Consider the following 14,744-nt stretch of genomic DNA (forward strand, 5'->3'; position numbering starts at 1 on the left):
GACGGGAAAGGCGAAGGAGGGGGAGCGGATGGAGAAAGGGCGAAAAGGTCTCGCCCCCTTCTCCGCTTCTCATTCTCCGCTTCTCAGCGCTGGTCGAATCCGCGCTGTTTGGTCCGCTCCAACTCCACCGCCTCGTAAAGCGCCTTGATGTTCGCGCTGCCGAAGGTGGCGGCCCCTTGGCGTTCGATGACCTCGAAGAACAGCGTCTTGCGCGGATGGTTCGACGCGGTGAAGATCTGGAAGAGCTGGCCGTTGTGGTCCTCGTCGGCGAGTACGTTCGTCGACCGCAGGTCCGCGAGCCGTTCGTCGCCGAGGTGCCCGATGCGCCGGCCGAGCAGGTCGTAGTACGACGCCGGGGTGCGCAGGAACGCCACGCCGCGGGCGGACAGGGCGCGCACCGAAGCCACCGCGTCCCCCGTGGAGAACGCCAGGTGCTGGACTCCCGCTCCCTGGTGGCCCTTGAGGAACTCGTCGATCTGACCCGTGGCGGCCGAGGTGTCGGGCTCGATGAGGGTCAGGGTCACCGTCCCCGAGCGGCTCTGCACCACCTTCGACTCCATGGCCTGCGTGCCGACCACGATGTGTTCCTCGAAGATGAAGCGGAAGCCCAGCGCGTCGCGGTAGTAGGCGACCATCGGGTCGAGGTCGCCCGCGGGGAGGCAGACGGCGACGTGGTCGAGCTCCAACAGGTCGACGTCCCGCGGCCGTTCGGACTCCGGGGCCTCGACCGGCAGGTATCCGGCGGGCAGTCCGGGGCCCTCGCCGGGCCGGCGCCGGACCAGGGTGTGGACCAGGTCGCCGAAGCCGCGCAGCGCCGCGCCGACGGCCGGGCGCCGCGCGGTCCGCGGCTCCGGGTGCCGGTGGGCGACGGCGCCGCGCGCCAGCGCCGCGTGGAAGGCCGCTTCCGGGTCGGCGGTGCGCAGCGCGATGTCCGCGATGCCGTCCCCGTGGCCCAGCACGTACGTGGCGGCGGGATGCAGCTCGGACGTGGCCTGCGTCAGGACGAGCGTGATCTGCCCGTGCCGCACCGCGACCCCGCGGTGCTCCGCGGACGTGCTGGTGCCGACCACCGTGAAGGCGTACTGCTCGGTCCAGTGGGCCACGGCGGTGTCGAGGTCCTCGACGTACATCTCCACGTAGTCGATGGAGAGATCCGCGAGCGGATCGGCCGATTCTGATAAATCTCTCATGAGTGTCTCCAGTTCCGGAGAGAAATGAGCTGCTGGGGACTCTACGAGCCCGGTCTCGAATCTGGCTACGGGACGTGTGGACGGCCGACTTCCCTGTCCAGGGCAGGTGTTGTCCAAGAAGTCGGCCGGTAATCGGGGCAGGCCGGCCCGCGCATAAAATCGGCGGGCCTTTCGGTTCGCGGTCGACGGCCTTTCGAACCGGTGACGACTTGTGTTGAGCGGGTGATGACTTGTGATGCGCACCATGGCCGTCATCGGCACCGGCCTGATCGGTACGTCGGTGGCGCTGGCCGTACGGCGGCGGGGCGTCACCGTCTTCCTCGAGGACCGCGACCCCGCCGCCGCCCGCACGGCGGCCGCGCTCGGCGCCGGGCTCGCGCGGGCCCCGGGCGAACCGGCGGCCCCGGTGGATCTCGTCGTGATCGCCGTGCCGCCCAGCCAGGTGGGCGCCGTGCTCGCCGAGGCGCAGGAGCGTCGGCTCGCCCAGTGCTACACCGACGTGGCGTCCGTGAAGGCCGAGCCGGAGCGGGTTGCGCTGAGCCGTGCGCCCGACCCCTGCCGTTACGTCGGCGGGCACCCGCTGGCGGGCCGGGAGCGCTCGGGCCCGCTGGCTGCCCGCGCCGATCTCTTCCAGGGCCGCACCTGGGTCCTCACGCCCTCCCGGCTGACCTCGGACGCGGCCTTCGACCGGGCCCTCGAACTGGTCGCCCTGTGCGATGCCGTACCGGTGGTGATGCGCAGTCAGGACCACGACGCGGCCGTCGCCGTGACCTCGCACGTGCCCCACCTGATGGCCAGCCTGATGGCGGCGCGGCTGCGCGAGGGCCCCGCCGACCTGCCGCGCCTCGCCGGGCAGGGCCTGCGCGACGCCACCCGGATCGCGGGCGGCGACTCCCGGCTCTGGGGCGACATCCTGCAGTCCAACGCCCCGGCGATCGCGGGGGTGTTGAGGGACCTCCACACGGACCTCGCTCGCCTGGTCCCGGCCCTCGACGCGCTCGCCGGGCCGGGCGGGCGCGAACGGGACCACGGCATGCGGACGCTGGTGGACCTGCTCGACCGGGGCATCGACGGACTCGCGGAGATCCCGGCGCCCCGGCCCGGCGCCACGCCCGACGACGTGCGCGTCCGGGTCGCCGTCGCGGACCGCCCCGGCGCCCTGGCCCGGCTCCTGGCGGCCGTGGCGGACCTGGGGGTGACGGCGGACGACGCGCTGGTCGAGCCGGCGGGCGGCGCGGGGGGTGAGGGTGCCGGGGGCGAGGGGGAGCCCGGCGGCACGGACTCCCTGGACGCCGCGCGGTTCGTCGTGCGCTTCACCGTCCCGCCGCCCCTCGCGGACCGGCTCGTGACGGTGCTCGGGGCGGGCGGATGGGATGCCGTACGCGAGCAGGCCGTACGAACGACTGAGGCCGTACGGGAAAAGGGTGTACGGGAAAAGGGTGTACGGGAGAAGGCGGGACGGGGCGAGGCCGTACCGAAGGACGCGGGACGGGGCGAGGCCGTACGGAAGGATGCGGTACGGGGCAGAGCCTGACCGTGCCGTCCGCACCCTCCCTCGGCGGAGCCGCCCCGGCGTGCGGGCGGGTCGTCGCCCGCTGTAATCGCCGCCGGGGACGGTCACGCGGGCACACGCGCCCGCCGATGCGCGCACACGCCCGTCCCGGCCTGTCCAAGTGTGCGAATCGGCCGGTTGGACGGCGTTGTTGGACCGCCGGGAACCGTGTGACTCTGAGCGACGGACGACACATTCCCGATGACTTCCGCACGCCTGGGGGCACTTCATGCCGGGACAGATGGCCGAGGGCGCCGAGCACGCCGCCGACGGAGGTGGCGCGTCGGCGGCCAACCGCGCGGCGTTCGACCGCAGGGGGCTGCGGCAGGGCGGTCCCGGCACCCCGGGCCCGCCCGAGACCGCCGTGAAGATCCTCGGCCGGGTCTGGTCCGCGCCGCTCGTCGTCGGCCCGCTCGCCGCCCCGGCCCGTCCCGGCGGCGAACTCGCCGTCGTCCGGGCCGCCGGTGCGGCGGGGCTCCCCGCCGTGGTCGGCGCCTTCGCCGAACGGACCTTCGCCGAGCTCGCCTCGGCCGCCGAGGTCCCGCCGTGGCTGCGCACGTACGCCTTCCGGGACCACGACACCGAACGGCGGCTCGCCGCCGCCGCGCGCGACGCCGGGTTCGGGGCGGTCGTCCTCGCCCTGCACGGCCACGAGGACGTACGGGTCAGGAAGGTCGCCGCCCCCGCCAACCTCGGGCGGCCGGGGCCGCTCAGCGACATCCGGAGCCTGCTCGACGCCCGCGCCGATTGGCCGGCCGTGGACCGGCTGCGCGCGGCCGTCGACCTGCGACTCTTGGTCGCCGGGGTGCGCACCGCCGCCGACGCGCTGCGCGCCGTGGACAGCGGCGCCGACAGCATCGTGGTCACCTCGCTCGACGCGCTGCCCGAGATCGCGGAGGCGGTGGCGGGCCGCTGTCCGGTCCTGCTGAGCGGCGGAGTGCGGCGCGGCGCGGACATCCTGACGGCGGTCGCGGCGGGCGCCGACGCCGTCTTCGCGGGCCGCCCCGTCCTCGACGGGCTGCGGGCCGGCGGGCGCGCGGGCGTGGCGGAGGCGCTGGCCGGCCTCGTACGGGAACTGGCCGACGCCATGGCCTTCACCGGCAGCGCCACCGTCGCGGACATCGCGCCGGGCGTCGTGCGCACCGGTCCGCGCCCGGCCGACCCGCCGCCCACCGCGGTCGCGCGGCCGCTGCACAAGGCCGAGCTGCACGCGGGCGTGTCCGACCCGGTCCTGGACACCATGACCTTCCTGAACGAGATCACCTCCCGCCACCCGCAGGCGATCTCGTTCGCCCCCGGCCGCCCCTACGACGGCTTCTTCGACAGCGAGCAGATCTTCACGCACCTGCGGCGCTACCTGAACCACCTCCAGGAGCAGGGGAGTTCGCCCCAGCAGGTGCGGACCGCCCTCTACCAGTACGGGCCCACCGCCGGGCAGATCCGCGAGATCATCGCCGACTCGCTGCGCGCCGACGAGGACATCGACGTACCCGCCGAGTCGATCGTGGTGACCGTCGGCGCGCAGGAAGCCATGCTTCTCGTGCTGCGGGCGCTGATCAGCGGACCCGACGACGTCCTCCTGGTCTCCAGCCCCTGCTACGTCGGCATCACCGGCGCGGCCCGCCTCCTGGACATCGCCGTGACCCCCGTCGAGGAACGCGAGGACGGCCTCTCCTGCGCGGACCTGGAAGCGGTGATCAGGGACGAACGGGCCCGCGGCCGCCGCCCCCGCGCCTTCTACGTCGTCCCCGACCACTCCAACCCGTCCGGCACCACCCTGGGGCCACGGGCCCGCACCGAACTCCTCGACCTCGCCGCCCGGCACGGCATCCTCATCCTGGAGGACAGCCCCTACCGGCTGGTCAGTCCCGGGCCTCCGCTGCCCACGCTGAAGTCGCAGGACCGCGCCCGCACGGTCGTCCACCTCGGATCCTTCTCCAAGACCGTGTTCCCCGGCGCCCGCGTCGGCTTCGTCGTCGCCGACCAGCCCGTCGTCGACGCCGGCGGCCGCACCGGGCTGCTCGCCGACGAACTCGCCAAGATCAAGAGCATGGTGACGGTCAACACCTCCAGCCTCAGCCAGGCCGTCGTCGCGGGCGCGCTCCTCGCGGCGGGCGGCCGGGTCTCGGAGCTGAACACCGCCGCGTCCGCCTACTACGGCGACGCGATGCGGGCCACGCTCAGGGAACTCGACGCCCACCTGCCCGCCGACCGACGCGAGGCCTTGGGCGTGCGCTGGAACGAACCCACCGGCGGCTTCTTCCTCACCCTGCGGGTGCCCTTCCGGGCGGACAACGCGGCGCTGGAGCGCTCGGCCCAGGACTTCGGCGTCATCTGGACGCCGATGACGTACTTCTATCCCGGCGGCGGCGGCCTGCACGGCATCCGCCTGTCGACCAGCTATCTGACGCCCGCCCAGATCGCCGAGGGCACCGGGCGCCTCGCCCGGTTCATCGAGGCGGAGAGCGCGCGCACCACCTGACCGGGACCTCCAGAACCGGGACATCCAGAACCGGGACCTCCAGAACCGGGACATCCAGAACCGGGACCTCCAGAACCGGGACCTCCAGAAAGGAACAGGGACAGTGACCGGCACCAACTCCATGCCGTACCCGCGCAGCAAGCCACGAATGTGGGGGTGGACCTTCCGATGACCATCGACACAGCCCTGCCCGGAGTCCTCGACGACATCCCGGCCGCCCCCTCGCCCGCGAGGCGCGACGCCCGGACGACGGCACCCGCCCCGGCGGCCCTGCACCCCCGCATCGTCGGTGTGGGCACCGCCGTGACCGCCGCCTCCTACTCGCAGCAGGAAGTGCTCGACGCCTTCGGCATCACCGACCCCAAGGTGCGCTCGGTCTTCCTCAACAGCGCGATCGAACGGCGCAACCTCGTCCTGCCCCCGGCCGACGCCCACGGCGTCCGCGTCCCGGAGCCGCAGGGCGACCTGCTCGACAAGCACAAGGAACTGGCCCTGCGGATGGGCGGCGAGGCCCTGCGCGCCTGTCTGAAGAAGGCCGGGGCGGAGCTCGCCGACCTGCGGCACCTGTGCTGCGTGACCTCCACCGGACTGCTCACCCCCGGCATCAGCGCCCTGCTGATCAAGGAGCTCGGCATCGACCGGCACTGCGCGAGGACCGACATCGTCGGCATGGGCTGCAACGCGGGGCTCAACGCCCTGGGCGTGGTGGCCGGCTGGTCCGCCGCCCACCCCGGCGAACTCGCCGTCGTGCTCTGCGTGGAGGCGTGCTCGGCCGCGTACACCGTGGACTCGACGATGCGGACGGCCGTCGTCAACAGCCTCTTCGGCGACGGCGCGGCCGCCGTCGCGCTGCTCACCGACGCGGGCACGGACACCGACCCGGCACCCTCGGCGGGCGAGGCCCCCACGGTCCTGAAGTTCGCGAGCTGCGTCATCCCCGAGGCCGTCGACGCCATGCGCTACGACTGGGACCGCGACCAGAACAGGTTCAGCTTCTTCCTGGACCCGCAGATCCCCTATGTGGTGGGCGCACACGCCGAACTCGTCGTCGACCGGCTGCTCGAAGGAACCGGGCTGCGCAGGAGCGACATCCGGCACTGGCTGGTGCACTCCGGCGGCAAGAAGGTCATCGACGCCGTCGTCGTCAACCTCGGACTGACCCGGCACGACGTGCGCCACACCGTCGGTGTGCTGCGCGACCACGGGAACGTGTCCAGCGGCTCGTTCCTGTTCTCGTACGAACGCCTCCTCGACGAGGAGGTCACCCGGCCCGGCGAGTACGGGGTGCTCATGACCATGGGGCCGGGCTCCACGATCGAGACGGCGCTGATCCGATGGTGACGAAGGGCGGGGACCGGCCGATGCCGACGACACGAGAGACCAGGGAACCCCTGTACGCGCTGGAGCTCGACGGGACCGAGCCCCTGTCGGCGACGGCCGTCAAGGCGGTCGGCGGCCTGTGCGACCGGGCGGAGGACCGGGCCGGTACCCGGACGGAGGGCGGGCCGCCCGGCCCGGCCGGCCGCAGCGCCGTCGCCTTCCGCGTCTCGGGCGCCCCGGCCGACGGCTGGTCCACCGGCCTCGACGTCATGCTGGTCACCAAGTGGGAGCGGGCGCTGCGCCGCCTGGAGCGGCTGCCCCTGGTCACGGTCGCGGTGGCGCGCGGCGACTGCGGCGGGACCGCACTCGAGACGTTCCTGGCCGCCGACGTCCGCGTCGCCGCGCCGGGCACCCGGCTGCTGCTCCCGCGCGGCGCCACCGCCCCCTGGCCCGGCATGGCCGCCTACCGCCTGGTCCGGCTCGCGGGCACCGCCCGGATCCGCAGGGCCGTCCTCTTCGGCCACCCGATCGAGGCCGCCGAAGCCCTCGCGTTCGGCGTCGTCGACGAACTGACGGACGATCCGGCGGCCGTGGTGGCGGCGACGGCCGGCCTGGCAGGGACGGTGCCGGGCAAGGAGGTCGCGATCCGGCGGCAGCTGATGTTCGACGCGGCGACCACCGGCTTCGAGGACGCGCTCGGCGCGCACCTGGCGGCCTGCGACCGCGCGCTGCGCCAAGGCGCGGAGGAGGAAGCCCGATGACGACGGTCCTCCCGGGACAGCAGCCGCCGGACGGCCACCGCACGCAGGCCGCGACCGGCACGCGCGCGACGGACGCGACGGGTACGGGCGCGACGGACGCGACGGGTACGGGCGCGACGGACGTGACGGGTACGGGCGCGACGGACGTGACGGGTACGGGCGCGATGGACGTGACGGGTACGGGCGCGACGGACGTGACGGGTACGCGCGCGATGGACGTGACCCGCGCCGCGCCCGGCGCCACCGCCGACGTCCGTGCGATCTGGTCCGGCCTCACCGCGTCCCGCGACGTCCTCTCCCGCGTCCACGCGCTGGCGGCCGCCCTGCCGGAGCCGCCCGCCCGCAGTGCCGAGCAGCGTGCCGCGATCGGCGCCGCCAAGGACGCGGCACGGACCCTGCGGGCCGGCTTCCTCGACACGTACGCGGACGCCGTCTACGACCTGCTGACCGCGCACCGCACCACCTCGCTGCGCATCGACGCGCTCCTGGACGCGGCCGCCGACGCCTTCCCCGGCCTGGTGCCGGACGCAGCCCTGCTCGCCGCCGAGAGCGGCAGGCCGCAGGCCGCCAAGGAAGGGCACGAGATCGACCAGGGCATCTTCCTGCGGTCCGTGCTGCGCTCACCGACCGCGGGACCCCACCTGCTCGACGCCATGCTCCGGCCGACGCCCCGCGCCCTGGCCCTCCTCGACGACTTCACCCGTACCGGCGTGGTGGAGATGGCGGCCGTGCGCCTGGAACGGCGGGCGGACGGCGTGGCCCGGCTGACGCTCTGCCGGGACGACTGCCTGAACGCCGAGGACGTCCGCCAGGTCGACGACATGGAGACCGCCGTCGACCTCGCGCTGCTCGATCCCGCCGTACGGGTCGGGCTGCTGCGCGGCGGGGTGATGAGCCATCCCCGCCACCGGGGCAGGCGCGTGTTCAGCGCGGGCATCAACCTCAAGAGCCTCAGCTCCGGCGACATCCCGCTGGTCGGCTTCCTGCTGCGCCGCGAACTCGGCTACCTGCACAAGCTCGTGCGGGGTCTGCGCACCGACCACCCCGGCACGTGGCACACGCCGTACGTGGCGAAGCCGTGGGTCGCCGCCGTCGACGGGTTCGCCATCGGCGGCGGCATGCAGATCCTGCTGGTCTGCGACCACGTGCTCGCCGCGTCGGACGCCTACCTGAGCCTGCCCGCGGCGAAGGAGGGCATCATCCCGGGCGTCGCCAACCACCGCCTCGGCAGGTACGTGGGGCCTCGCACGGCCCGCCAGATCGTCCTCGGCGGCCGCAGGATCAGGGCCGCCGAACCCGACGCGCGCCTGCTGGTGGACGAGGTCGTCGAGCCGGATGCCATGGACACCGCCGTCGAGCGGAGCCTGGCCCGGCTCGACGGCGCCGCGGTCCTCGCCAACCGGCGGATGCTCAACCTCGCCGAGGAACCGCCGGACGCGTTCCGCGCGTACGTCGCGGAGTTCGCGCTCCAACAGGCCCTGCGCATCTACGGCCAGGACGTCATCGCCAAGGTCGGCCGGTTCGGCGCCACGCCCCCGGACGCCCCGCCGGGGCCGGCGGACGTCCCCGCGCCACCGCGCGGCTGACGGGGGGAGGGACACCGCGATGCCGATCGCCCGGATCAACGGGACCCGCCTCGGCTACGACACGTACGGCCACGGGGAGCCGGTCGTCATGGTCACCGGAACCGGCGCCCCCGGCCGGATCTGGCGCACCCACCAGGTGCCCGCCCTCACGGCCGCCGGGCACCGGGTGATCACCCTCGACAACCGGGGGATCCCGCCGAGCGATCCGTGCCCCGACGGGTTCACCCTCGCCGACATGGCCGCGGACATCGCCGGGCTCATCGAGCACCTCGGCGAGGGCGCCTGCCGGATCGTCGGCTACTCGCTGGGCGCCGTCGCGGTCCAGGAACTCCTGCTGGCCCGCCCCGGCCTCGTACACCGCGCCGTCCTCATGGCGACCAGCGGCCGCACCGACGCCCTCACGGCCGCGATGACCGCCGCCGACGTCGAACTCGGCGACAGCGGCGGGAAACTCCCGCCCCGCTTCGCCGCCTACGTCCAGGCCCTGCAGAACCTCTCCCCGCGCACCCTGAACGACGAGGAACGGCTGCGGGACTGGCTCGCCGTCCTCGAGATGTCGGCCGTCGACCCGGCCGGCGCACGCGGCCAGCTCGCCCTCCAGCTCATCCCGGACCGGCTCGCCGCCTACCGGCACATCAGCAGGCCGTGCCTGGTCATCGGATTCCAGGACGACCTGGTCATCCGCCCCCACCTGTCCCGCGAGGTCGCGCGGAGCATTCCCGGCAGCTCCTACACCGAGATCCCGGGCTGCGGCCACTACGGATATCTGGAGCGCCCCGAAGCGGTGAATTCCGCGATCACCGGATTCCTCGCCGTCCGACAGCCATGAATTCCCCGGCCCGCGGCCCCCCTTTCTGGACGGCCTTGTCGGTCACGAAACACGCCGATAGCGTGAAACACGTCCTGCCGACGGAAATTGATCGGAGTGGTTATGCCGAACCCGTTCGACGACGAAAACGGCACCTTCCTGGTTCTCGTCAACGACGAGAACCAGCATTCGCTGTGGCCGGCCTTCGCAGAGATCCCGGCCGGCTGGAAGGCCGTGTTCGGAGAAGACGACCGCAAGGCCTGCCTGGACTACATCGAGGAGAACTGGACGGACATGCGTCCCAAGAGCCTCATCGACGAGATGGCGAAGTTCGAAGCCGCAGGCTAGGCACGCCCCGACCGAAACGACAACGAAACAGGAGGTTTTCGTGGCCATGATCGGCGGCCCGGGGCCGGTACTGATGCGGGGGATGGGACCCGACGATTCGGTGACCAAGCAGAAGATAAAGCCTGGCACGGCCAAGCGAATCCTCCCCTATACGAAACCGTATCGCTTCAACATAGGCGTTCTCCTCGTCGTCACCGTGCTCAGCGCGGGCAACGTGGTGGCCATCCCCATCCTGTTCAAGTACCTCATCGACGACGGCATCGTCGCCCGGGACACCTCGGTGGTCGTGTGGATCTCCGTGACGGTCGCCGTCCTCGCGCTGCTGAGCGCGGGCTTCGGCTTCGCGGAGGCCTGGTACTCGGGCCGGGTCAGCGAGGGGCTCATCTACGACCTCCGCACCAAGATCTTCGACCATGTGCAGCGCCAGCCCCTGGCGTTCTTCACCCGCGCGCAGACCGGCTCCCTGGTCAGCCGCCTCAACACCGACGTCGTCGGCGCGCAACAGGCGGTCACGGCACTGCTGTCCACGGTGGTGTCGGCGGGCCTGACCCTGCTGCTCGTCCTCGGCGCGATGTTCTACCTGTCCTGGATCGTCACCCTGATCTCCCTCGTGGTGATCCCGCTGTTCATCCTGCCGGGCCGCGTCGTCGGCCGGCGGCTGCAGCGGATCATGCGGGAGCACATGATGGTCAACGCCGAGGTCGGCTCGTTCATGAATGAGCGCTTCAACGTGACCGGCGCGCTGCTCGCCAAGCTGTACGGCCGTCCCGCGAGCGAGACCGGCATGTTCTCCCGCCTGGCCCGCAAGGGCCGCGACCTCGGGGTCCTGACCTCCGTCTACGGAAAGCTGCTCTTCCTGACGATGACGCTCGTCAGCGCCCTGGCGACCGCGCTCGTGTACGGCATCGGGGGCGCCCTCGTCATCGACGGGACGTTCCAGATCGGCACGCTGGTGGCCCTCGCGACGCTGCTCACCCGGCTGATGGGCCCGATCAACCAGCTGTCGGGGGCCCAGACGAGCTTCCTGACGGCCCTCGTCAGCTTCGACCGGCTCTTCGAGATCCTCGACCTCAAGCCGCTGATCTCCGAGAAGCCGGACGCGGTGCCGCTGCCGGCCGCGGCGGCGACGAAGGCCGCCGACGGCACCGGCACGGCACCGGACATCACCTTCGAGGGGGTGTCGTTCCGCTACCCGAAGGCCGCGGACGTCTCCCTCGCGTCGCTGGAGTCGATCGCGCTGCCCTCGCAGGAACGCGCGCAGAACACCTGGACCCTGCGCGACCTGAACTTCACCGCCCCCGCGGGCAAACTCACCGCCCTCGTCGGCCCGTCCGGCGCCGGCAAGACCACGATCACGCATCTGGTGCCCCGCCTCTACGACCCGGTGGAGGGCGCCATCCGGATCGGCGGCCACGACATCCGCGACGTGACGCTGAAGTCGCTGAACGAGACCGTCGGCATGGTCACGCAGGACGCGCACCTCTTCCACGCGACCATCCGTGACAACCTCACCTACGCGCGGCCCGACGCCACCGAGCAGGAGCTGGTCGACGCCTGCAAGGCCGCCCAGATCTGGGACCTGATCGACTCGCTGCCGGACGGCTTCGACACCGTGGTGGGCGACCGCGGCTACCGCTTCTCCGGCGGCGAGAAACAGCGCGTGGCCATGGCCCGGCTGCTGCTCAAGGCCCCGCCCATCGTCGTGCTCGACGAGGCGACCGCCCACCTCGACTCCGAGTCGGAGGCGGCGCTCCAACGCGCCCTGAAGACCGCGCTGAAGGGGCGTACCTCCCTGGTGATCGCGCACCGCCTCTCCACCATCAGGGACGCCGACCAGATCCTCGTCGTCGACAAGGGCCGCGTCCAGGAACGCGGCACCCACGAGGAGCTCATGCAACTGGACGGCCTGTACGCCGAGTTGTACCGCACGCAGTTCTCCCGGCAGCCCGCCAGGAACGGTGAGGCGCCCGTGCCCGAACCGGTCGGCGCACCGCCAGGGCCGCACGGCCCCGGCCCGGTGCTGACCGGCGGACCCGGTGGCCCAGGCGGCGGCCCGCACGGCGCCTTCCCCGGTGGACCGGGAGTCTTCCTGGCCGGACCGGGCGGCCCCGGTGGGCCGGGCGGACCTCCCGGCGGACCTGGGGGACCTCCCGGCGGCCACCGCGGCCCCGGCGGCCCACCGCCCCCGGGCCACGGGTGACACGGAACCGGCCGACGCCCCGGCGCCGGCCCTCGTAACCCGCCCGCGCCCTGCCCGCGCTTCCCGCCACGGCCCGTCCACGGCATCCGGGCGGCGGCACCCCCGCCGCCCGGATGCCGTGCCGTCGTACCGGCCCGGAGCGCACGCCCCGCCGGTACGCTGAGCGAGGGCGGGCTGTGACCAGTGTGTGACCCCCGCTCGGAGATCCTGGTCAGCCATGATCCATCGGGGGGTGGGGCTGTGCGGGTGCTGGTGGTCGAGGACCAGACCGAACTGGCGGATTCCGTGGCCAGGGTGCTGCGCCGCGAAGGCATGGCGGTCGACGTCGTCTACGACGGCGAGGGCGCGCTGGAGCGCGCCTCCGTCGTCGACTACGACGTGGTCGTCCTCGACCGTGACCTGCCCACCGTGCACGGCGACGAGGTGTGCGGCGTCCTGATGGCCGAGCCCGCCCGCACCCGGGTCCTGATGCTCACCGCGTCCGGGACGATCGCGGACCGGGTGGCGGGGCTCAGCCTCGGCGCCGACGACTACCTCCCCAAGCCCTTCGCCTACGCCGAACTGGTCGCCCGCATCCGCGCCGTGGCCCGCCGCGCCCAGCCCGCGGTGCCGCCGGTCCTCGTCCACGGCGACCTGCGGCTCGACCCGGCCCAGCGGATCGCGACCCGCGCCGAGCAGCGACTGACGCTCACCCCCAAGGAGTTCTCGGTCCTGGAGTACCTGATGGCGGCCCGCGGCCGCGTCGTCTCCGCCGAGGAACTGCTCGAACGCGTCTGGGACGAGGCCACCGATCCGTTCACCACCACCGTCAAGGCGACCATCAACCGGCTGCGGCCCAAGCTCGGTTCCCCGCCCGTGATCGAGACCGTGCCCCGCGGCGGCTACCGGATCTGACGAGGTGAGGCGAGATGCCGATGCGTCTGCGCAGTGCGGCCCGCGCGGCCCTGTCCCGGACCGGACTCCTGTCCCGCCTCCTGCCCCGCCGCGTCCGCATGCGGCTCACCCTGCTGTACGGCCTGCTGTTCGTCGTGTCCGGCGCGGTCCTCCTGACGATCACCTACCTGCTGGTCAACCGGCCCGACAACACGGTCCTCATCAGCCGTCAGGGCGGCACGGGGCCGCCCGGTGACGCCGGCGTCCACATGTACACCCGCGACCAGATCCCCGGCGGCGTCGACCGCTTCGCCCAGGCGCAGCAGCAACAGGCCGTACGCCAGCACGCGGCCGAGATGCAGCATCTGCTGACCCAGTCCGGCATCGCCCTGGCGATCATGACGGTGATCGCCATAGGCCTCGGCTGGCTGGTCGCCGGGCGGGTGCTGCGCCCCCTGCGCACCATCACGACCAGCGTCCAGCGGATCTCCGCCCACAACGTCCACGAGCGGCTCGCCGTCGAAGGGCCGGGCGACGAACTGAAGGACCTGGCCGACACGGTCGACGGGCTGCTCGGCCGCCTCGAAGCGGCACTGGACTCCCACAAACGGTTCGTCGCCAACGCGGCGCACGAACTGCGCACGCCCCTCACGGTCGAACACGCCCTCCTCGAGGAGTCCCTGATCGACCGTGAGGCGACCGTCGACTCCTTCCGGTCGAACTTCGAGCGGCTCCTGACCCTCAGCGAACAGCAGGCCCGCCTGCTGGAGTCCCTCCTGACCCTCTCCGGCAGCGAGCGCGGCCTCGACCGCAGAGACCCCCTGGACCTGGCGGAACTCACCGGGAACGTACTGCTCGGCTGCGCCAAGGAGGCGGCACGGCACGGAGTGCGGGTGGAGCCCCGCACCGGCCCGGCGGCCATCTGGGGCGACGACGCCCTCGTCGAGCGGCTCGTCGCCAACCTCCTGGACAACGCCATGGGCTACAACGTGCCCGACGGCTGGGTACGGGTCGTGACCGACACCAAGAACGGCCGGGCCTTCGTCCGTGTCTCCAACACCGGCCCGGAGATCCCGGCGGCCGGGGTGAGCCGCCTCTTCGAACCGTTCCAGCGCCTCGGCCGCACGGCCGACAACGGCCACCACGGCCTCGGCCTGTCCATCGTGCGTTCCATCGCCGCGGCACACGACGCGACCCTGAGCGCCCACGCCCGCCCCCAGGGCGGGCTCGTCGTCGAAGTCGGCTTCCCCCTGCGCACCCCGGCACCCCCCGCACCCCACTTCACGGAACCGTCCGAACCCTCCTCCAGGGACGGCCGCTTCCGCCCCGCGCGCGCCACCCCGAAATCGCTTCCCGAATAGGGGCGCGACCGACGACCTCCCCCCGACCGGAACGCGAAAGGCGGACGGTCGCTTCCTTTCCCCCTCGGCCATAGCATCGGAATCTCCGTGCGAGGCAGCGCGCATTTCCCTGCGCACGCCCGTACGGAATGCCTGAGCGCATGCCGTCTCCGTGTCCAAGTGCGGAAAGTGCGCGGTTGGACGGCTCGTACGACGTGGACAGCCACCTGTCCCCGACGATCACATGGCCCGGACAACAGACGCAGCAGCCGAGGGGAATTGCT

The 14,744-nt window shown here is 72.7% G+C and carries 11 protein-coding genes; 10 read left to right on the forward strand and 1 reads right to left on the reverse strand.

Annotated elements, in window-relative coordinates; translation table 11 throughout:
- Positions 1-83: 83 nt before the first annotated feature.
- Complete coding sequence (gene hppD / locus ACFYXE_RS09185; protein WP_389310546.1) at positions 84-1,190, reverse strand: 4-hydroxyphenylpyruvate dioxygenase; 1,107 nt, start codon at positions 1,188-1,190, stop codon at positions 84-86.
- Between the two features lie 235 nt (positions 1,191-1,425).
- Between hppD and ACFYXE_RS09190 the strand changes: the two genes are divergently transcribed.
- From ACFYXE_RS09190 to ACFYXE_RS09235, 10 genes are all read left to right on the forward strand, one after another.
- On the forward strand, positions 1,426-2,724 hold the full coding sequence (locus ACFYXE_RS09190) for a prephenate dehydrogenase (protein WP_389310548.1): 1,299 nt from the start codon (positions 1,426-1,428) through the stop codon (positions 2,722-2,724).
- A gap of 259 nt (positions 2,725-2,983) precedes the next feature.
- Complete coding sequence (locus ACFYXE_RS09195; protein ID WP_389311393.1) at positions 2,984-5,224, forward strand: aminotransferase class I/II-fold pyridoxal phosphate-dependent enzyme; 2,241 nt, start codon at positions 2,984-2,986, stop codon at positions 5,222-5,224.
- A 168-nt stretch (positions 5,225-5,392) separates the two neighbouring features.
- Entirely contained in the window at positions 5,393-6,565 is a 1,173-nt protein-coding gene (gene dpgA, locus ACFYXE_RS09200; RefSeq protein ID WP_389310550.1) for a 3,5-dihydroxyphenylacetyl-CoA synthase DpgA, read from the forward strand.
- 20 nt (positions 6,566-6,585) lie between these two features.
- Complete coding sequence (gene dpgB, locus ACFYXE_RS09205) at positions 6,586-7,305, forward strand: enoyl-CoA-hydratase DpgB (RefSeq protein ID WP_389310552.1); 720 nt, start codon at positions 6,586-6,588, stop codon at positions 7,303-7,305.
- Complete coding sequence (gene dpgC, locus ACFYXE_RS09210; RefSeq protein ID WP_389310554.1) at positions 7,302-8,891, forward strand: (3,5-dihydroxyphenyl)acetyl-CoA 1,2-dioxygenase DpgC; 1,590 nt, start codon at positions 7,302-7,304, stop codon at positions 8,889-8,891. The genes dpgB and dpgC overlap by 4 nt, the downstream gene beginning before the upstream one ends.
- A gap of 19 nt (positions 8,892-8,910) precedes the next feature.
- Positions 8,911-9,720: an alpha/beta fold hydrolase gene (locus ACFYXE_RS09215; protein ID WP_389310556.1), complete on the forward strand. Its 810-nt coding sequence runs from the start codon at positions 8,911-8,913 to the stop codon at positions 9,718-9,720.
- Between the two features lie 102 nt (positions 9,721-9,822).
- A complete protein-coding gene (locus tag ACFYXE_RS09220) occupies positions 9,823-10,047 on the forward strand; it encodes an MbtH family protein (RefSeq protein ID WP_389310558.1) in 225 nt (74 codons plus the stop codon).
- A 46-nt stretch (positions 10,048-10,093) separates the two neighbouring features.
- Positions 10,094-12,247 (forward strand): ABC transporter ATP-binding protein, encoded by a 2,154-nt coding sequence (locus tag ACFYXE_RS09225; RefSeq protein WP_389311395.1) that lies wholly within the window; start codon positions 10,094-10,096, stop codon positions 12,245-12,247.
- Positions 12,248-12,487: 240 nt separating this feature from the next.
- Entirely contained in the window at positions 12,488-13,141 is a 654-nt protein-coding gene (locus ACFYXE_RS09230) for a response regulator transcription factor (protein WP_389310560.1), read from the forward strand.
- Positions 13,142-13,155: 14 nt separating this feature from the next.
- Positions 13,156-14,481 (forward strand): sensor histidine kinase, encoded by a 1,326-nt coding sequence (locus tag ACFYXE_RS09235; protein ID WP_389310562.1) that lies wholly within the window; start codon positions 13,156-13,158, stop codon positions 14,479-14,481.
- Positions 14,482-14,744 lie beyond the last annotated feature (263 nt).

It is taken from the genome of Streptomyces sp. NPDC002564 (assembly GCF_042889645.1).
GTDB lineage: Bacteria > Actinomycetota > Actinomycetes > Streptomycetales > Streptomycetaceae > Streptomyces.